Genomic DNA, 18,782 nt, shown 5'->3' with positions numbered 1-18,782 from the left:
CCGGCTACGCAGGCTTCGGCAGCTACATTTGAAGCGAGGAAACGAGAGGAATTGCGCAGAATGCTTTGTCAAGCAAGGCCTTGCGAAGGCGCTGCGCAACACCGCGGAGCTTCGGGTGGTGTTCCACCAGCCGCTTGGTGCGGTCCACCGCGGACATCACTCCGGCGGCCTGTCGGCCGAGCCTGGTGAGCGGAATGAAACTGTCGAACAATGGCTCGTCGTCCTTGCAGAACAGCCGCTTGTACTCATGCGAGCCGAGGCCGAAGTCGAAGGCGCGATAGTGCCGGCCGGCAAAATGATGGATGATTTCCTGCATCAGGAGCAGGCCGGGACTGAATTTCGCGTTGTCTGACAAAGTGTAGGTGTTGAACATCGTCGAGAAGCGGTGGCCATCGGCAGCCAAGGCGAAGATCGCGATCACTTCCTCGTCGCATTCGAGCGCATGGATTTCGATGACACGGCCGCCGTGGGACAGCCTTGTCGTGCAGGCGGCGCGGATGAATTTCTCCACGGCGCGTTCGGCGAACACGTTGGACACCTTCCGCTCGGCCAACCGCTCCGACTTCACGCGGAAAAACCAGTCGAGCAGGCGGGCGATATCGGCATCAGTGGAGGCAACGTGATAGCGGTAGCCGGTCAGCTCCGGCAGTTTGCGCTGCTTGAGCTTCATGCGGCGGGAGGGATTGCCGGTCAGGTTCGCGGCCGTTGCGCCCGGCTCGATTGTGCGCATCGGGCAGTTCAAGACCAGGGGCTCATGAGGCAGCAGCGCCAGCGGGTTTTGCACGCCGCGCCACTGCGCCGGCTGCTGGCGCAACGCCAGCACGTCGACTTTGTCACGCTTGGCGAGCATCGCCATGAATGCGTGGAGATCGGCCTTCGTGGCACCCAAGGCCAACCCACGCTCCCACAGGCCCATATTGAAGTTGCGTGCTCGCCGCCCATGAAGCTCGCGCGGCGCACGCCGAGAGCCGTTTGCAGGGCGAGCGGCAGCAAGCCCCGTGGTTGGCCATCGCCGTCACGCGCGATGACGATGAAAGGCGACAGGCCCGCGCGCTCACCGACCTCACGCTGCCACGGGGCGAGGAAGTCGAACCGCTGAAAGGGCGTGATGGAATGACTCGAGTTCTCAAGACTCCGCCAGATCATCTCGGCGGCGTCGAGATCTTGGACGACGTCGACGGCGGCGATGCGCGCTGATTGAGCTCGCGCCGTCCGGCTTTCGATCGCGATCATCGCCAAGCTCTGTCGTGGTGCATAGTCGGAGCGCGGCTGGGGCCGTCCAGTCGGCGCCCGATCTGAGCGTAATTCGATGTCGGGACAAAATTGGCAAAATGCCGCAGGACGAGAGAACTGGGATTACCTCCATCGTTTATTCGTTGGTCATGAAGCTGTCGCTTCGCGCGACGCGCGGGCCGACGGATCGTGTGACGGCAGGGGCTGCGGCGGCGATCGCCGGCGTTCTCAAATTCCCAGCATCGGCCGACGTGTTCAGCCAATCGCAAACATGTCGGCACGCTCAATGATCAGATCGCGGAATAGTCTCGCGCGGTGCGACATCCAATGCGGGTCAGGATAGACGAGATGCATCGGTAGCGATGGTACCGCATAATCCGGCAGCAGATGAACAAGCCGGCCTGCGGCGATGTGTTCGACGGCGCACCAGCTTGGCAGGACCGCGACGCCGAGCCCCTCAACCGTCGCGAGCGTCATCACGTCGGCGTCGTCGCAGGTCATGGACGGCGCGATCTCGACCACATGGCGGCCGGTCTCGGCTTCGAACGTCCACTGATTCCGCGGCGACAAGCGTGAATACGTTACGCTCGGCATGCGGCGCAGATGGTCGGGGAGGAGCGGGGCTTGATGCCGTGCGAGCAGTGAAGGGGCCGCCACCAGGAGGCGCTTGATGGTGCCGACGCGCCGCGCCACCAGCGAGCTGGAGTTCAGCATTCCGATCCGAATTGCCAGCTCCGTCCCGGTCTCCACCAGGTCTACGAACTGCTCGGTGAAGCTCGCATCGAGCCGCACGTCGGGATAGCGGCGAAGATACTCTGCGAAAATGCCGCGGAAAAAGTAGCGACCGAACGAGGTCGGCACAGTGATCCGCAAGGTCCCCGACGGACTGCGAACCCGGCTCTGCGCCGGCGTGCTGGCACTTTCCAACAGCGCGACGATATCCTTGGCGAGCTTGAGCACGCGATCGGCCTACGGCGTCGGACGAACCTTGCGCGTGGTGCGGACGAACAGCCGGCAGCCGAACTCCGCCTCCAACAACGCCACGCGCTTGCTGATGGCCGGCTGTCCGAGGCCCAGATCGCTCGCGGCCTGGCTGAAGCTGCCGGCCTCCATCACGCGAATGAAGGTTTGCAGCGCATCGATTCGATCCATGCATTCCTCCCAGGAATTTGTAATATTCTTATCATTCCCTACATGGACACAGTCGATCCGGTCTAGCCTCTCGGTAACCAGGGAGGATCAACAATGAACAAATCGATCGGGATCGTCGGCGCCGGAATCGGGGGCCTGCATCTGGCTCTTTATCTCCAACAGCATGGGATCCAGGCGACGGTGCTGACCGACCGCACTCCGGAGCAGTACGCCTCGGCGCGGCTGATGAACACGGTCGCCCATCACAGCGTCACCATCGCGCGTGAGAACGAACTAGGCGTGAACCATTGGGATGACGCCGCCACGATCTACCACCACCACGACCATTTCTTTAATTTCCCAGGCAACGGGCTGCTGTTTCGCGGCGCGTTCAAGAAGCCGAGCCGGGCAGTGGATTACCGCATGTACCTGCCCGCGCTGATGAGGGATTTCGAGCATCGCGGCGGCAGCATCGAATATGCCAGCATCCAGGACGACGACATCCCGGCTCTGGTTTCACGCTTTGACCTTCTCGTCGTGTCGACCGGCAAAGGTGCGCTCGGGCGAATGTTCGCCCATCGGCCGGAGTTGTCCCCCTACAGCCAGCCACAGCGCCTGCTCTGCGTGGGCCTCTATGACGGCGTCGATCACGGCAGCCCGGACGGTGACGACCCGCGCGGTGTCACGCTCTCGGTGTCGCCCGGACATGGCGAGATGATCGTCATTCCGACGCTGTCATTCAGCGGCATGAAGACGGCGCTCCTGATGGAGAACATTCCCGGCGGCGACATGGCCGATCTGGTCTCGCTGAGCTACGACGCGGACCCTGCAGCCTTCCGCCAGACAATTCTCGACAAGCTGGAAAAGCATCATCCGCACACCTACAACCGGATCGACACCCATCGCTTCGGGCTTGCCCAGCCGCTCGACCTGCTGCAAGGCGCGGTGGTGCCGACCGTGCGGCAATCGTCGGTCGCCTTCGATGGTGAGAAATTCGCCGTCGCGCTGGGCGACGTACATTCAGTGGTCGACCCGCTGATGGGCCAAGGCGCCAACATCGCCTCCTACGCCGCCTTCGAACTCGGCAAGGCGATCGTGGAAACGGTGGCCTTCGACGCACGCTTCGTTGAGGAGGTGGATCGCGCCCGCGAAAATCGCGTGTTCGCGGCTGCGCGCTGGACGAATCTGATGCTGCGGCCGCCGTCCGAGGCGATGGGTCGGCTGATCCTCACCATGGCGCAGGACCGAGAACTCTGCGACGAGTTCACCGATAATTTCAACTACCCGGAGCGTCAGTGGGATCGTGTCGCGACCGACAAGCGCATCCACGCTTGGATCGACAGGCGCGCGCCGCTCGCTGCCTGACGCAACAATGATCGCGAGCCGGCCGTACGGTCCACTTGCACCAGGCCGCGACTGCGTGCCGACAAACCATCTCTCGAACCACACGCCGAAAGGCGCGACCTCTTGCGGTTTCGCCATGGAGCGCGATCGATGAACCCGCATCCCGATCCGGCGAGCTTCCGGGCGGCCGCTGCGCGATTCCCCACAGGCGTGACAGTCGTGGCGAGCATCGACCGCGACGGCACTCCGGTCGGCATGACGGCCAACAGCTTCACGACCGTCTCCACCAAACCGCCGACCGTGCTGGTCTCGGTGATGCGAGGGCGGACCTGGCAGGCGATCATGGATTCGAAGCGTTACGCCGTGAATGTCCTTCACGCGGAAGATCTCGCACTCTGCGCGCACTTCTCCGGCAGGCCGCAGGCCGAAAGCTCGCCATCGCTGGTCAACCGGGAAGAGTTTCCCGTCCTGTCGCAAGCGATCGCCCAGTTCGCTTGCGACGTGGTCCGGTCAATTGACGTCGCCGACCACACGCTGTTCATTGGCGAGGTCCGCTGGTGCCGGCAGCGAGACGGTTCCCCGCTCGCCTTTTATTCCAGCCGATTCTGCAACGGGCTCGGCATGACGATCGAGCCCGCGGAGGCAGTCGCCTATCCCGCCGACGGATGGGCGATCTAAGGCGAAGCGCGAAGCCTTCGCGCGACGACCCCTGGAGAACCCGAAATTTGCGGCGCACTGGAGCGGTGGCGCCACGGGGGAACGATCGCAAGCGCCAGCTGAGCAGGGTGCCTGCCAAGCTCGTCAAGCCCGTCCTGAGATGGTGGAATGAAGATCGGGGACAGAGTCGAAGTCGTGGCGATTCCAGATTCGCTACCGGAATACACGGGAACGCGGACATTCTTCACGAGGTGTCTCGGCCGCCATTTTCCGACCGTCGATCTCAAGGGAGAACTGGTCGAACTCGAAGTCGGCGAGGTGGTCGAGGAGTCCAGCTACATGCACTCGATTTGGATCGAACGAGAATACGTCCGTCGCGTCTAACGACGAGAAATGAGGGCCAACGGTAGAATCGCTGTCTCGCCTCTACCCTCGCTGGGTGATGGCTTGCCCGCACCCACCCCCCGGATACTGAGCGATTTCAATCGCTTAAAAGGGGGTGGTGCCCAGGAAAGGACTCGAACCTTCACGGCCGTTAAGCCACTGGCACCTGAAGCCAGCGCGTCTACCAATTCCGCCACCTGGGCATGTGGAGCGGCTTAGTAAGGATCGGTTGCGCGCTTGTCAAATTCGCGATTGGAAATTCAAATACCCTGTACAGGATAAGGCCGATGGCGTATCGCCAGACGGTTAACCTACGTCAATCGCTCTCGAATCCCACAGGAATCACCCCATGGCATCGAACCTGGACACGCTGGTCACGGTCTTCGGCGGATCGGGTTTTCTGGGGCGGAACGTGGTCCGGGCGCTCTGCAAGCGCGATTACCGCGTCCGAGTCGCGGTGCGGCGGCCCGAGCTAGCCGGCCATCTGCAGCCGCTCGGCCGGGTCGGGCAGATCCATGCCGTCCAGGCCAATGTGCGCTACCCGGCCTCGGTCGAGGCGGCGATGCGTGATTCGCATATCGCCATCAACCTGGTCGGCATCCTGGCCGAGGGCGGTGGGCAGAGCTTCGATGCCGTGCAGGTGAAGGGCGCCGAGACCATCGCCAAGGCGGCGGCCGCGGCCGACGGGCGGATGGTCCATGTCTCGGCGATCGGGGCCGACGCGGATTCGCCCTCGAGCTATTTCCGCGCCAAGGCGGGCGGCGAGGCAGCGGTGCTGGCGGCGTTGCCGTCGGCCACCATCATGCGGCCGTCGCTGCTGTTCGGGCCCGAGGATCAGTTCACCAACCGCTTTGCGGCGCTGGCACGGATGTCACCGGTGCTGCCGCTGGTCGGCGGCGGGGTCAACACGGTGCAGCCGGCCTATGTCGGCGACGTCGCGGACGCCGTGGTCCATGCCGTGGACGGCGAGGCGAAGCAGGGCGCAGCTTACGAGCTCGGCGGGCCGGAAGTGCTGACCATGCGCGAGGTGATGCAGATCATCCTCAAGATCACCCAGCGCGATCGCATGCTGGCGCCGCTACCGTTCGGCCTCGCCAAGTTCCAGTCGTACTTCCTGCAGTTCGCGCCGGGGCCGTTCACGCTGACGCCGGACCAGGTCGAGATGCTGCGTTCGGACAATGTGGTGTCCGACGCCGCCAAGGCCGCCGGCCTGACCTTCGCAGGCCTCGGCATCTCGCCGGATTCGATGGAAGCGATCGCCCCGCAATATCTCTGGCGCTTCCGCGCGACGGGTCAGTTCCAGAAGAAGAGCGCGTAGGCAGCTCTCTCCACCTGTCGTCCCGGCCAAGCCAACGGGTCGCGCGAACGCGCGCCCGATGACAGGCTCCGCGCGAGCCGGCACGGCACCACTACGTTTTTCCCACGCTACCAAGCCCTTCCCCGTCATCCCCGCGCAAAGGCTTTGCCTTTGTCGCTGGAGGTGCGAGCCTCGAAGGATGAACGGCCGGGATCGGGGCCGTCGCCCTTCGAGACGGCCGCTTTGCGGCCTCCTCAGGGTGGCGGTGATGGGATGGTGTCCGTCGCGCCTTACCGTCCCATCGCCAGCGCGATCAGGCCGAGCGTGCCGACGATCACGCGCCACCAGGCGAAGAAGGTGAAGCCGCGGCGGGTGACGAAATTGAGGAAGGCCCGCACCACGATCATCGCCGTGATGAACGACACCACGAAGCCGACCGCGATGACGCTGAGATTGTCGGAGGTGAAGTCGGCCCGGTTCTTGTAGAAATCATAGGCGAACGCGCCGACCATGGTCGGGATCGCGAGGAAGAACGAGAACTCCGCCGCCGAGCGCTTGTCGGCGCCGAGCAGCATCGCGGCCACGATGCTGGCGCCCGAGCGCGACACGCCGGGAATCATCGCCAGGCACTGCGCGACGCCGATCCAGAAATACATCAGCAGCGGGAAGCGGGTCGCATCGTCCTCGTACACTTTGAGATCGAGCTGATCGACCCACAGCAGCACGGCGCCGCCGACGATCAGCGTGAAGCAGACCACCCACGGATTGAACAGGAACTCCTTGATGTATTTGCCGGCGATCAGGCCGATCACGACCGCGGGCAGGAACGCCACCAGCACGCCGATCACGAAGCGGCGGTCGTCGGGATTGGTGAACATTCCGAGCGCCACGCGCCACAATTTGACGAAGTAGAGCGCAAGGATCGCGAGGATCGCTCCGAGCTGGATCAGGATCGCAAAGCTCTTCCAGAAATTGCCTTCGCCCAGATTGAAGAAGCGCTCCGCAAGCAGCAGGTGGCCTGTCGAGGAGACTGGCAGGAACTCCGTGACGCCCTCGATGATGCCGAGAATCACCGCCCGCAGCATATCCGTCATCATGTTGTGGCCTGCCCTGTGTGGAAAACGGGATTCTTCTCGCTTATTCGTACATTGGCCGCAATCGCAAAAAATCGTCAAACAATGGGTTACCCGGCCGATTTGCTGAGCTATAGCGTTTTTGTGACCCGCACCATCTGCGGGGATGGCTACCGGTTTGCGTGCTGACGCGACATAGAGACGACCGGAACTAGTCTGGCCAAAGCACAGGTCCAGACCGCACAGGTTGATGATTTCTTAAGCGCCGCGAAACTACCAAGGGCTTCATGTACACGCTGTATCACCATCCGTTCTGTCCGCATTCGCGCTTCATTCGGCTCGTGCTCGGCGAGTATGGGCTCGATTTGCGCCTTGTGGAGGAACGGGTGTGGGAACGGCGCGAGGCGTTCCTGGCGCTCAATCCGGCAGCCACCACGCCGGTGCTGATCGCCGAGAGCTTTCCGCCGATTCCGGGTGCGCCTGTGATCGCCGAATATGTCGACGAGACGCACGGCCTCGATGCCGGCGATCGGCGGCTGTTGCCGACGTCGACGGCCGAGCGCGTCGAGGTGCGCCGGCTGATGGCGTGGTTCAACGAGAAATTCTTCGAGGAAGCCTCCAACCCGCTGGTGACCGAGCGGATCTACAAGCGGTTCATGAGCGAGGATAATGGCGGCGGCCCGCCGGCGCCCGACATCATGCGCGCCGCCAAGGTCAATGTGCGCTACCATCTGAGCTATATCGGCTGGCTGGCGAAGACGCGGAACTATCTCGCCGGCGACCGCCTGACCTACGCGGATCTCGCCGCCGCGGCGCATCTCTCGGCGATCGACTATCTAGGCGACGTGCCATGGAGCGAGGACGACGCGGCAAAGTCGTGGTACGCGCGGGTGAAGTCCCGCCCGTCGTTCCGCCCGCTGCTCAGCGAATGGCTGGCGGGGGTGCCGGCGTCGCGCACCTATGTGGATCTCGACTTCTGAACCCGGCGGTCAGGCTCTCCCCTTCCGATCTCAAGGCAGCGCTTCAGCGCGAGGCGCATGCGCTCGGCTTCGACGCCGTCGGCTTCACCGCGCCTGATGCGACCAGCGAGCCCGGAAAATATTTCCTCGAATTCCTCGGCTCCGGCGGCCATGGCGACATGGACTGGCTCGCGGCCAATCCGGAGCGGCGCACCGATCCGCGCGTGCTGTGGGGCGGCGTGCGCTCGATCATCATGCTCGGCGTCAATTACGGGCCCGACGACGACCCGCTCGACATCCTTGCACGCCGGTCGCATGGCGCGATCTCGGTCTATGCGCAGGGCGACGACTATCACGACGTGATCAAGAAGCGGCTGAAGGTCCTGGCGCGCTGGCTCGCCACGATCACCGGCGATGAGGTGAAGGTGTTCGTCGACACCGCCGCTGTCATGGAGAAGCCGCTTGCCCAGGCAGCCGGCATCGGCTGGCAGGGCAAGCACACCAACCTCGTGTCGCGCGAATTCGGCTCGTGGCTGTTTCTCGGCGCGATCTATTCGGCTACCGAGCTGCCGCGCGATGTTGCCGAGGCCGATCATTGCGGCAGCTGCCGCGCCTGCCAGGACATCTGTCCGACCGCGGCGTTCCCCGCGCCCTACAAGCTCGATGCGCGGCGCTGCATCTCGTATCTGACGATCGAGAACAAGGGTCCGATCCCGCACGAATTCCGCAAGAGCATCGGCAACCGCATCTATGGCTGCGACGATTGTCTCGCGGTGTGTCCGTGGAACAAGTTCGCGCAAGCGGGGCGCGAGCAGAAGCTCGCCGCGCGCGATGCGCTGCGGGCGCCCGCGCTTGCCGATCTCGCACGGCTCGATGATGCCGCCTTCCGCGCGCTGTTCACAAAGTCGCCGGTCAAGCGCATCGGCCGCGACCGCTTCATCCGCAATGTGCTGATCGCGATCGGCAACTCCGGTGACGCAAGCCTTGTCGGCGAAGCGCGGCGTTTGCTCGACGACGCGAGCCCGCTGGTGCGCGGCGCCGCGGTGTGGGCGCTGTCGCAACTGACCGCCCGCGAAGCATTCGCGGCGCTGGCGTCGCGGGCTGGCGGCGAGCGCGACGTCACCGTGCAGCAGGAGTGGCGCGCGGCCACCGCCTCTTGATTTCATCGCGCCATTCCCGTCATGGTCGCACGCCATGACAAACCAGCCCTTCTTCACCAGGCACGGCGACGGCTTCATGCCGACGGCCGTTGCGAACGGACCGTGGAGTCCGGAATCCCTGCACGGCCGCGTCGTGATCGGCCTCCTCGCCTTCGTCATCGAGGAGCGCCACGGCTCCGACGAATTCGTCCCGGCGCGGCTGACGGTCGACATGTTCCGGCTGCCCAGCATCACGACGCCGATCGAGGTGACGACCAAGCTCGTGCGCGACGGCATGCGCATCAAGATGATCGAGGCCGAGTTTGTCTCTGGCGGCACCAGCATGGCGCGCGCCTCCTGCCAATTGTTGCGCCGGACGGAAAATGCCCCCGGCAATGTGTGGTCGCCGCCGAACTGGAACGTGCCGGCGCCATCAGACATTCCGAAGCCGACCGATCCGAGGCTCGGCATGAACGGCAAATGGGAGACGCGGCCGATCGTCGGCCATATGGGCTCGCTCGGCGAGCGCCGGCTCTGGATGAGCGAGGTGCGCGAGCTCGTCGCGGGCGTGAAGATGACGCCGTTCGTCCATGTCGCGACCGGCGCGGATTTCGCCAGCCCCTTCGCCAATGCCGGCGACCAGGGGCTCGGCTACATCAACAGCGACGTCACGATCTATCTGCATCGCTTGCCGGTGACCAACTGGATCGGCTTCGAGGTGGTCAACCATCACGCCACGGACGGCATCGCGATCGGCGAATGCTGGCTCTATGACGAGAAGGGTCCGATCGGCACCTCCACGGTGGCCGCGCTCGCCCAGCGCAAGCCGATGACCAATCCGCCGCCGCCATGATTGTCATTCCCCGGTGCGCAATTGCGCACCTGAGGGCGATGCGCAGCATCGAACCCGGAATCCATCGGGCCGTAAAGACCAACGGAGAAATGGATTCCGGGTTCGCGCTTCGCGTGCCCCGGAATGACGACGGGGGGATTGAGGCTTAGACTAAGCCAGATGCCGCTGCATCTCCGGCCGCGCTTTCAGCTCCGCGCCCTGCTTGCCGACGATCTTGGCGATCCGCTTCGGCGCGAAGTTCAAATCGACGAAGGCCGGCGCGGTGTTGGCGACCTCGTGGTACTCCGTGATCTTGCCGTCGCGCAGCCGCATGATCGCGACGCCCTCGAACATCGCACGCGCGCCCTTGGCTTCCGGCAAGGTCGAGCGGTAGCTGAACGTGTAGCGCGCGTAGAGCGTCGTGCCATCGCTCACGGGATCATGCATCACCCAGCGGAAATCGGTCGCGGTCCGGTAGAACCAGTCGTCGATCATCTCGCCGATTTTGCCGTGGCCCTTGAAGGCACCGTAGAACACATCGTGATAGACGCCGTCCTCGGTGAAAAGGCTAGCGAAGGCCTTGCCGTTGCGCTGTTCGACCGCGTCGCAGAACGCGCGCAGCATTGTTGTCGTGTCCATTGGTAGTCTCTCCCGGCTCCTCGCTTCTTCTTCCCTCTCCCCTTGTGGCAGAGGGTGGATCGAATGAGCGAGAGCTCATTCGAGACGGGTGAGGGGTCTGTGTCCGCGGAGAGAACCCCTCATCCGGCGCGGACATCGTCCGCGCCACCTTCTCCCACAAGGGGAGAAGGAAAAAAGCTTAGCCGATCTCCGCCACCGCGGCGATGATGCGGGCGATGTCCTGCGGACGCGACAAGCGGTGGTCGCCGTCCTGGATCATGGTGAGCACGACATCTTCAGCCGGCAGGCGGTGCACCAGCGCGAAGGCGTGCTTCCACGGCACGTCGGGATCCTGCGCGCCCTGCAGGATGCGCACCGGGCAGCCGACGTCGATCTTGCTTCCGAGCAGCAAATGTTTGCGGCCCTCCTCGATCAGATTGCGTGTGATCGGATAGGGCGTGCCGTCGCCATAGTCGGACGGACGCAGCCACATGCCCTTGGCCTCGATCTCGGCGCGGACCTCCGGCGAGAAGGCCTTCCACATCAGCTCCTCGGTGAAGTCGGGCGCCGGCGCGATCAGCACGAGGCCGGCGAGCTGTGCCTTCCCGTTCCCGCGCCTGGCAATCTCGCGTGCGAGCAGCAGCGCCATCCAGCCGCCCATCGAGGACCCGATCACGACCTGCGGCCCACTGCAGAACTGCGAGAACACGGCCACGCTCTCCTCGAGCCAGCGGCCGATGGTGCCGTCGGCGAAATCGCCGCCGGATTCGCCGTGGCCGGAATAGTCGAACCTGACGCAGCCGCGGCCGTGCTCGGCCGCCCACGCATCGAGCGCCAGCGCCTTGGTGCCGGCCATGTCGGACTTGAAGCCGCCGAGCCAGAACAGCCCGGGATTGCTGCCGGCACGGGCCCGCACCGCGATCCGGCGCGCCTCGCTGCCCTCGCCGACCTCGATGAAGGCAGGTTCCTGTTCCGATGCGGCGGTTTGGCTCATGGTTCGGTCACTCGCGTGTCAGGCATCTGCTTTTCAATTGTCGCGCGGCACCGGTCAACGGCTGCGACCCCTGCCTTGCGGAGCAGACGAGCCCGCTATATGTGCCGGGCGTGGCCAAAATGCCTCGCAATTGGCGGTTTTGCCGCTTAAGAAGCGAGTTCGCTTGCCCGTTGCAGCATCTTGCTTCAAAATATCCGCCTTCCCTTTCACAACTTTGGAGAGTTACCCATTCGCCGTCCCAATAGAGCCCCGCCCACAGTCGCCAAAGAAGGGCCGCGCACCAATGACGAGATTCGCAACGCACAGATCCAGCTGATCGATGCGGAGGGTGTCAATCAGGGCACCGTCGAAACCATGGTGGCCATCAAGATGGCCATGGAAGCCGGCATGGATCTCGTCGAGATTTCGCCGAATACCAGCCCTCCCGTCTGCAAGATCATGGACTACGGGAAGTACAAGTATTCCGCGCAGAAGAAGGCTGCCGAAGCTCGCAAGAAGCAGAAGGTCGTCGAGATCAAGGAGATCAAGCTCCGCCCGATGATCGACGATCACGACTATGACGTGAAGATGCGCGCGATGCAGCGCTTCTTCGAGGAAGGCGACAAGGTCAAGATCACCTTGCGCTACCGCGGTCGTGAGATGGCGCACCAGGAGATCGGCACCAAGCTGCTGGACAAGGTGAAGGCCGACGTCGCCGAATTCGCCAAGGTCGAGCAGGACGCGAAGTTCGAGGGCCGCCAGGTCGTGATGGTTCTGGCGCCACGCTAGTTCGAATTTGTCGCTTTGTTGAAATGAAATGGCCCGTCAGGCGATCTGGCGGGCTGTTTCGTTTCCGTAGCCCGGATCCACCTCCCCTTGAAAAGGGGAGGTCGCTTTGCTCGCCGAGCAAAGCGGGTGGGGATCTGGTGCCCCCGCAGACGGGATCGCTTGCGGCTGACCCCCATCCCGACCTTCCCCCTTTCAGGGGGAAGGGGAAGACGGTTCCGACCCCGATTTCGCGCCGCAAACGTTGCAAAACCGCCGATCCTCTGTCATAAGCCGGGCCTTCGCCGCCCGGCTGATCAAGGGCTGCCGTGGCGACGTCTGGTGCAGGTTCTTTCAATTCGGAAAAAACCTTAGCACTTTCAACGCTCTAACGAGCATTTTAGCCGGCCGGACGCCTCTCGGGGCGATTTTCGTGCTGTGCGACAGGAGAGCCAAATGCCCAAGTTGAAGACCAAGTCGGGCGCTAAAAAGCGCTTCAAGGTGACCGCCACTGGCAAAGTCATGCACGCCCAGCGCGGCAAGCGCCACGGCATGATCAAGCGGACGAAGAAGCAAATCCGTCAGCTCCGCGGCACCCGCGTGCTGTTCAAGACCGACGGCGACAACGTCAAGAAGTACTTCTTGCCGAACGCCTGATCGCACCGATCGCTTGAACCCTCGCCGCGACTGCGCGGCGCCCCGTCACCTCTTCCAGATCAAGGATTTCCGTCATGTCTCGCGTCAAACGCGGTGTGACCGCTCACGCCAAGCACAAGAAAGTCTACAAGGCCGCCAAGGGCTATTACGGCCGCCGCAAGAACACCATCCGCGTCGCCAAGCAGGCCGTCGAAAAGGCCGGCCAGTACGCCTTCCGCGACCGCAAGCGCAAGAAGCGCACCTTCCGCGCGCTCTGGATCCAGCGCATCAACGCCGCGGTCCGTCCGTTCGGCATGACCTACAGCGTGTTTATCAACGGCCTCTCCAAGTCGGGCGTCGTCGTCGACCGCAAGGTGCTGTCGGATCTCGCGATCCACGAGCCGGTTGCGTTCCAGGCGATCGCCGAGAAGGCCAAGGCCGCGCTGGCCGCCTGAATCCTGGCGGGGCGGCCCTAACGCGATTTGGGGCCCGCCTTCAGCGCCTTCTGCGAATAGCGCTGGGCGACGATCGCCCGGCAGAACGCCGTGAACGAGCGGTACATGGTGCCGCTTTCGTGGTCGTATTTGTGGTCGCAGCGCTTGAGCTGGCCGGCATAGGCCTTCTTCTGCGACGCTCCGAGGCCGGACAGGAAGTCCCCCTCGCACCTCTTCTCGACCACGGCGCCGAACTGGACGTCTCCGCTGGCGCCGTATTCGCACGCCTCGAAGATCTTCATCGCGCGGTTGCAGCTCGGCGCCTTCTGAAGCTCCGCGATGATGTCGTCCATCTGGGTCGATTTGGCGGGACATTCCTCGGTCGCGGCATGCGCCGTGGTGAGCATCAACAGCACCGCCGGCACGGCCAGGCAAGATCGCAGCAACATCGCGTGGGCCTCCTTGAACTCCCCTTGGGTAGCCCGGCCTCCGCGCGGGGTTCAATGCTGCCGGCCACCGGCTCGAAATGACCGGCTTTTCGCTTGACGTTACCGCCTTCGGGCGGCGACAACCCAGCCGAATTTTGGCGCATGGTACCGGTTCGGGTAGCGGTTCTTCCCACCGGATCATGCTCCGCTCAAGCGCAGGAATTGACCGTGTCCGACCTCGCAACGCTCGAACAATCCATCCTCGACCAGATCGCCTCAGCCGCTGACGAGGCCGCCCTCGAGGCGGTCCGCGTCTCGGCGCTCGGCAAGAAGGGCTCGATCTCGGCCTTGCTCGCCACCCTCGGCAAGATGTCGCCGGAGGAGCGCAAGACCGAAGGCGCGAAGATCAACCTCGCCAAGGATGCGGTGACGCAGGCGCTCGCGGCCAGGCGCGACGTGCTGAAAGCGGCCGCGCTCGATGCGCGCCTCGCCGCCGAGACCATCGACGTCACGCTGCCGCTGCGCGAGGCGCCGGCGGAGACCGGCCGCATCCATCCGTTGAGCCAGGTCTGGGACGAACTCACCACGATCTTCGCCGACATGGGCTTTGCGGTCGCCGAAGGTCCCGACATCGAGACCGACGACTACAACTTCACCAAGCTGAACTTCCCCGAAGGCCATCCGGCGCGCGAGATGCACGACACCTTCTTCTTCAACCCGAAGGAGGACGGCTCGCGCATGCTGCTGCGGACCCACACCTCGCCGGTGCAGGTGCGCACCATGCTGACCCAGCAGCCGCCGATCCGCGTGATCTGCCCGGGCCGCACCTATCGCATCGATTCCGACGCGACGCACACGCCGCAATTCCATCAGGTCGAGGGCCTCGTGATCGACAAGGGTTCGCATCTCGGCCACCTCAAATGGATCCTGCACGAGTTCTGCAAGGCGTTCTTCGAGGTCGACCACATCAACATGCGGTTCCGGCCGTCGTTCTTCCCGTTCACCGAGCCGTCGCTCGAGGTCGACATCCAGTGCCGCCGCGACAAGGGCGAGATCCGCTTCGGCGAGGGCGAGGACTGGCTGGAGATTCTCGGCTGCGGCATGGTGCACCCCAACGTGCTGCGCGCCTGCGGCCTCGATCCCGACGTCTACCAGGGTTTTGCCTGGGGCATGGGCATCGACCGCATCGCGATGCTGAAATACGGCATCGCCGACCTGCGCCAATTGTTCGACAGCGACGTGCGCTGGCTCAGCCACTACGGCTTCAAGCCGCTCGACATCCCGTCGATCGCGGGAGGGCTGAGTACGTGAGTCAGGTTCTCCTTGACCTACGTCGCGCTCTCTCCGACAGCGCAACGTCCTTCCGAGCAAGTGGCTTACGCCTCTCCCCAATCCTCCCCCGCAAAGGGGGAGGGAGCCCTGCCGCCGTCGCAAGCACGCTAGTCAACACCAACAAGAACCGAGGCATGCAGCCGTGAAGTTCACCCTCTCCTGGCTGAAGGAACATCTCGAGACCGACGAGCCGCTCGACAAGCTCGCTGACAAGCTCACCATGATCGGGCTCGAAGTCGAGAACATCGAGGACAAGGCGAAGGCGCTCGCGCCGTTCACCATCGCGCGCGTGATCTCGGCCGAGCAGCATCCGAATGCGGACCGGCTGCGCGTGTGCATGGTCGACACCGGCGACGGGGCTGAGCCGGTGCAGGTGGTGTGCGGCGCGCCGAATGCGCGAGCCGGGCTGATCAGCGTGTTCTCGCCGCCCGGCACCTACATCCCCGGCAAGAACATCACCCTCGGCGTCGGCACTATCAGAGGCGTCGAGAGCCGCGGCATGCTGTGCTCGGCGGCGGAATTGCAGATCTCCGAGGATCACGACGGCATCATGGAGCTGCCGGCGGACGCGCCGCTCGGCAAGGGCTATGCCGACTGGGCCGGGCTCGGCGATCCCACCATCGAGATCAATTTGACGCCGAACCGGCAGGACTGCACCGGCGTGCACGGCATCGCGCGCGATCTGTCCGCCGCCGACATGGGCAAGTTCAAAGACCCCGGCATCAGGCCGATCAAGGGCGAATTCCCCTGCCCGGTCGAGGTGAAGGTGGAAGACGCCACGCTGTGTCCGGGCTTCGCGCTGCGGCTGGTGCGCGGCGTGAAGAACGGCCCGTCGCCGGAATGGCTGCAGAAGCGGCTGACCTCGATCGGCCTGCGCCCGATCAACGCGCTGGTCGACATCACCAACTTCATGACCTACGACCGCGCCCGCCCGCTGCACGTGTTCGACGCCAAGAAGGTGCAGGGCAACCTCACCGTCCGCCGCGCCAAGGACGGCGAGACGCTGCTCGCGCTCGACGGCCGCACCTATACGCTCGACAGCAACATCTGCGTGATCGCCGACGAGCACGGCGTCGAATCGCTCGCCGGCATCATGGGCGGCGAAGCCTCGGGCTGCGACGACAACACCACCGACGTGCTGATCGAATCGGCGCTCTGGAACGAGATCAACATCGCGCAGACCGGCCGGAAGCTCGGCATCAATTCGGACGCGCGCTATCGCTTCGAGCGCGGCGTCGATCCGGCCTTCATGGTGCCCGGGCTCGAGCTCGCGACCAAGCTGGTGCTGGCGCTGTGCGGCGGCACGCCGTCCGAGAACGTCGTGGTCGGCAAGCAGTTCGGCGAGGATCGCGTCATCGACTTCCCGCTCAGTGAAGTGAAGCGCCTCGCCGGCATCGAGGTGCCGCTGGTCGAGGTGAAGCTGATCCTCACCCGGCTCGGCTTCATGCTGGCCGGCAACGGCCCCGTGGTGAAGATCGCGATCCCGTCCTGGCGCACCGACGTGCACGGCAAGGCCGACATCGTCGAGGAGATCGTGCGCATCGTCGGCGTCGACAAGGTGCCGATGACGCCGTTCGAGCGCGGCGAGGAGCCGCGCAAGCCGGTGCTGACGCCGATGCAGCTGCGCACCCGCCGTGCCAAGCGCGCGCTCGGCGTGCGCGGCATGGTGGAAGCCGTGACCTGGTCGTTCATCACCAATGACGCGGCAAAACTGTTCGGCGGCGGCCAGAGCGAGCTCGTGCTTGCCAACCCGATCGCGGCCGATCTTTCCGACATGCGGCCGAGCCTGCTGCCGGGCCTCGTCGCGGCGGTTCAGGCCAACATCAATCGTGGCTATCCCGATGTGGCACTGTTCGAGGTCGGCCAGGTGTTCCGCGGCGACCGCCCGGAGGACCAGTTGGTCGCCGCCTCCGGCGTGCGCCATGGCTTCGCCTCGTCGAAGGGGATCGGGCGGCACTGGGCCGGCTCGGCTGCGGCGGATGCGATGGATGCCAAGGCCGACGCCTTCGCCGTGCTGGCGGCCGCCGGCGCGCCGATGCAGGCGCTGCAGATCGTCCCCGGCGGTCCGGCCTGGCTGCATCCGGGGCGCTCCGGCACCATCCAGATCGGCCCGCAGAACGTGCTCGGCACTTTCGGCGAGCTGCATCCGCGTGCGGCCGAGGCGCTCGGCGCCGACGGCCCGATGATCGTGTTCGAGGTGATCCTCGAGCGCATCCCGCAAGGCAAGCAGCGGGCGACGCGCGCCAAGCCGGTGCTGGAGCTCTCGGCATTCCAGCCGGTGTCGCGCGACTTCGCCTTCATCGTCGATCGCAGCGTCAAGGCGGGCGACATCGTCCGCGCGGCGCAGAATGTCGACAAGAAGCTGATCACTGATGTGACCGTGTTCGACGTCTACGAAGGCAAGGGCATCGACCCCGACAAGAAGTCGATCGCGATCGCGGTGACGATCCAGCCGCGCGAGAAGACCATGACCGACCAGGAGATCGACGCGGTCGCCGCCAAGGTCGTCGCCGATGTGACCAAGAAGACCGGCGGCACGCTGCGCGGGTGATGTGAACCACAGGCGGTCTATTGCACCGTCACCCTGAGGAGGCCGCGTAGCGGCCGTCTCGAAGGGTCGACGGCCCCGCCTGTGGCCGTGCATCCTTCGAGGCTCGCTCTGCTCGCACCTCCAGCGACAAAGGCGAAACCTTTGCGCGGGGATGACGGGTCTGAGTAGGGGCGCTTTGAGTTGCCAGCCAGCTAGTCGAATCTCGTTATCCTTTCATGACCTCCTTCAGCCTGATCCCCTCCGACATCTCGACCAGCATCGCGCTCGCGATTTGCGCGATCGCCTTCGTGTCGGGCACGGCGCGCGGCTTCTCGGGCTTCGGCTCGGCGCTGATCTTCATGCCGCTCGCGAGCAGCGTCGCGGCGCCGCGGCTGGTGGCGGCGCTGCTGCTCGTCATCGACTTCATCGCCGCCACGCCGCTGCTGCCGAACGCCTGGACCCACGCCGACCGCAAGGCGACCGCGGTCATGGTCGCCGGCGCGCTGGTCGGCGTCCCCATCGGCACCTATTTCCTGACCGTGCTCGAGCCTGTCACGACGCGCTGGATCATCTCCTGCTTCGTCGCGGTGCTGCTCGCACTGCTGCTGTCGGGCTGGCGCTATCACGGCAAGGAGCACGTCGCCCTCTCCGTCGGCGTCGGCGGCCTCTCCGGCTTCTGCAGCGGCCTCGCGCAGACCGGCGGCCCGCCGATCGTCGCCTACTGGCTGGGCCGCCCGATCTCGTCGGTGATCTCGCGCGCCAATATCGTGCTGTTCTTCGGTGCCTCGGACTTCTTCTCGCTGGTCAGCTACTGGTTCACCGGCCTGATCACGATCGAATCGGTCAAGTTCTCGCTGATCGTCGGCCCGATCTACGGCATCGGAGTCTGGTTCGGCGCCGCGCTGTTCGGCAAGGCGAGCGAAAATGTGTTTCGCGCGATCTGCTACGCGCTGATCGCGGCTGCCGTCATCGTCGGCCTGCCGGCGCTTGATGGCATCCTGCGCGGCGGCTAGGGTC

The 18,782-nt window shown here is 64.6% G+C and carries 17 protein-coding genes, 1 tRNA gene and 2 pseudogenes; 13 read left to right on the top strand and 7 right to left on the bottom strand.

From position 1 onward, the window contains the following. Positions 1-22: 22 nt before the first annotated feature. Positions 23-1,233, bottom strand: a pseudogene (locus tag ACVMDN_RS37965) (GNAT family N-acetyltransferase). A 255-nt stretch (positions 1,234-1,488) separates the two neighbouring features. Further along, positions 1,489-2,385, bottom strand: a pseudogene (locus ACVMDN_RS37960) (LysR family transcriptional regulator). Between the two features lie 93 nt (positions 2,386-2,478). On the opposite strand from ACVMDN_RS37960, the gene styA reads away from it, so the two are divergent. The 3 genes from styA (at position 2,479) to ACVMDN_RS37945 (ending at position 4,749) form a co-directional block, all read left to right on the top strand. Next, positions 2,479-3,729, top strand: a complete 1,251-nt coding sequence (gene styA, locus ACVMDN_RS37955) for a styrene monooxygenase subunit StyA (RefSeq protein ID WP_057020386.1) — start codon at positions 2,479-2,481, stop codon at positions 3,727-3,729. Between the two features lie 129 nt (positions 3,730-3,858). After that, a complete protein-coding gene (locus ACVMDN_RS37950; RefSeq protein ID WP_076833763.1) occupies positions 3,859-4,386 on the top strand; it encodes a flavin reductase family protein in 528 nt (175 codons plus the stop codon). Between the two features lie 174 nt (positions 4,387-4,560). Further along, complete coding sequence (locus tag ACVMDN_RS37945; RefSeq protein ID WP_141340868.1) at positions 4,561-4,749, top strand: hypothetical protein; 189 nt, start codon at positions 4,561-4,563, stop codon at positions 4,747-4,749. 116 nt (positions 4,750-4,865) lie between these two features. Here ACVMDN_RS37945 and ACVMDN_RS37940 read toward each other — a convergent pair. Beyond that, positions 4,866-4,952 (bottom strand) — tRNA-Leu (locus ACVMDN_RS37940). A 146-nt stretch (positions 4,953-5,098) separates the two neighbouring features. On the opposite strand from ACVMDN_RS37940, the gene ACVMDN_RS37935 reads away from it, so the two are divergent. After that, positions 5,099-6,067, top strand: coding sequence for a complex I NDUFA9 subunit family protein (locus ACVMDN_RS37935; protein WP_076833759.1), 969 nt, complete (start codon positions 5,099-5,101; stop codon positions 6,065-6,067). A gap of 269 nt (positions 6,068-6,336) precedes the next feature. Here ACVMDN_RS37935 and ACVMDN_RS37930 read toward each other — a convergent pair whose 3' ends face one another. Further along, positions 6,337-7,143 (bottom strand): undecaprenyl-diphosphate phosphatase, encoded by an 807-nt coding sequence (locus ACVMDN_RS37930; protein WP_028341730.1) that lies wholly within the window; start codon positions 7,141-7,143, stop codon positions 6,337-6,339. A gap of 263 nt (positions 7,144-7,406) precedes the next feature. Here ACVMDN_RS37930 and ACVMDN_RS37925 point away from each other — a divergent pair, with 263 nt between their 5' ends. From ACVMDN_RS37925 to ACVMDN_RS37915, 3 genes are read left to right on the top strand one after another with little or no spacing between them, the layout of a single operon-like run. Beyond that, positions 7,407-8,099, top strand: coding sequence for a glutathione S-transferase family protein (locus ACVMDN_RS37925; protein WP_057020382.1), 693 nt, complete (start codon positions 7,407-7,409; stop codon positions 8,097-8,099). Then, on the top strand, positions 8,048-9,238 hold the full coding sequence (gene queG, locus ACVMDN_RS37920) for a tRNA epoxyqueuosine(34) reductase QueG (protein WP_076833758.1): 1,191 nt from the start codon (positions 8,048-8,050) through the stop codon (positions 9,236-9,238). Before ACVMDN_RS37925 ends, queG begins: the two co-directional genes overlap by 52 nt. 34 nt (positions 9,239-9,272) lie before the next feature. Then, positions 9,273-10,070: an acyl-CoA thioesterase domain-containing protein gene (locus ACVMDN_RS37915; RefSeq protein ID WP_057020380.1), complete on the top strand. Its 798-nt coding sequence runs from the start codon at positions 9,273-9,275 to the stop codon at positions 10,068-10,070. Positions 10,071-10,220: 150 nt separating this feature from the next. Here the strand turns inward: ACVMDN_RS37915 and ACVMDN_RS37910 are convergent, their stop codons facing one another. Together ACVMDN_RS37910 and ACVMDN_RS37905 are read right to left on the bottom strand one after the other, a co-directional pair. Next, the gene (locus ACVMDN_RS37910; RefSeq protein ID WP_076833756.1) at positions 10,221-10,688 is read right to left on the bottom strand and encodes a nuclear transport factor 2 family protein; all 468 of its coding nucleotides are present in this window, start codon (positions 10,686-10,688) and stop codon (positions 10,221-10,223) included. Between the two features lie 178 nt (positions 10,689-10,866). Next, positions 10,867-11,661 carry an alpha/beta hydrolase gene (locus tag ACVMDN_RS37905; RefSeq protein WP_076833754.1) on the bottom strand — a complete coding sequence of 265 codons (795 nt, stop codon included), beginning with the start codon at positions 11,659-11,661 and terminating at the stop codon, positions 10,867-10,869. Between the two features lie 228 nt (positions 11,662-11,889). Here ACVMDN_RS37905 and infC point away from each other — a divergent pair, with 228 nt between their 5' ends. The 3 genes from infC (at position 11,890) to rplT (ending at position 13,496) form a co-directional block, all read left to right on the top strand. Continuing rightward, the gene (infC, locus tag ACVMDN_RS37900) at positions 11,890-12,429 is read left to right on the top strand and encodes a translation initiation factor IF-3 (RefSeq protein ID WP_026192043.1); all 540 of its coding nucleotides are present in this window, start codon (positions 11,890-11,892) and stop codon (positions 12,427-12,429) included. Positions 12,430-12,861: 432 nt separating this feature from the next. Next, positions 12,862-13,062 carry a 50S ribosomal protein L35 gene (gene rpmI / locus ACVMDN_RS37895; protein ID WP_008539890.1) on the top strand — a complete coding sequence of 67 codons (201 nt, stop codon included), beginning with the start codon at positions 12,862-12,864 and terminating at the stop codon, positions 13,060-13,062. A 74-nt stretch (positions 13,063-13,136) separates the two neighbouring features. Then, positions 13,137-13,496: a 50S ribosomal protein L20 gene (rplT, locus tag ACVMDN_RS37890; RefSeq protein ID WP_018269297.1), complete on the top strand. Its 360-nt coding sequence runs from the start codon at positions 13,137-13,139 to the stop codon at positions 13,494-13,496. 17 nt (positions 13,497-13,513) lie between these two features. Here rplT and ACVMDN_RS37885 read toward each other — a convergent pair whose 3' ends face one another. Continuing rightward, entirely contained in the window at positions 13,514-13,924 is a 411-nt protein-coding gene (locus ACVMDN_RS37885; RefSeq protein WP_057020377.1) for a hypothetical protein, read from the bottom strand. 207 nt (positions 13,925-14,131) lie between these two features. Between ACVMDN_RS37885 and pheS the strand changes: the two genes are divergently transcribed. The 3 genes from pheS (at position 14,132) to ACVMDN_RS37870 (ending at position 18,778) form a co-directional block, all read left to right on the top strand. Then, positions 14,132-15,214: a phenylalanine--tRNA ligase subunit alpha gene (gene pheS, locus ACVMDN_RS37880; RefSeq protein ID WP_076833859.1), complete on the top strand. Its 1,083-nt coding sequence runs from the start codon at positions 14,132-14,134 to the stop codon at positions 15,212-15,214. A gap of 163 nt (positions 15,215-15,377) precedes the next feature. After that, positions 15,378-17,786 carry a phenylalanine--tRNA ligase subunit beta gene (gene pheT / locus ACVMDN_RS37875; RefSeq protein WP_076833752.1) on the top strand — a complete coding sequence of 803 codons (2,409 nt, stop codon included), beginning with the start codon at positions 15,378-15,380 and terminating at the stop codon, positions 17,784-17,786. Between the two features lie 215 nt (positions 17,787-18,001). Then, complete coding sequence (locus ACVMDN_RS37870) at positions 18,002-18,778, top strand: sulfite exporter TauE/SafE family protein (RefSeq protein ID WP_076833750.1); 777 nt, start codon at positions 18,002-18,004, stop codon at positions 18,776-18,778. Positions 18,779-18,782 lie beyond the last annotated feature (4 nt).

It is taken from the genome of Bradyrhizobium sp. USDA 4510, assembly GCF_054059095.1.
The sequence above is the reverse complement of the archived record's forward strand: the minus strand, read 5'-3'. Positions and strand labels throughout refer to the sequence as shown.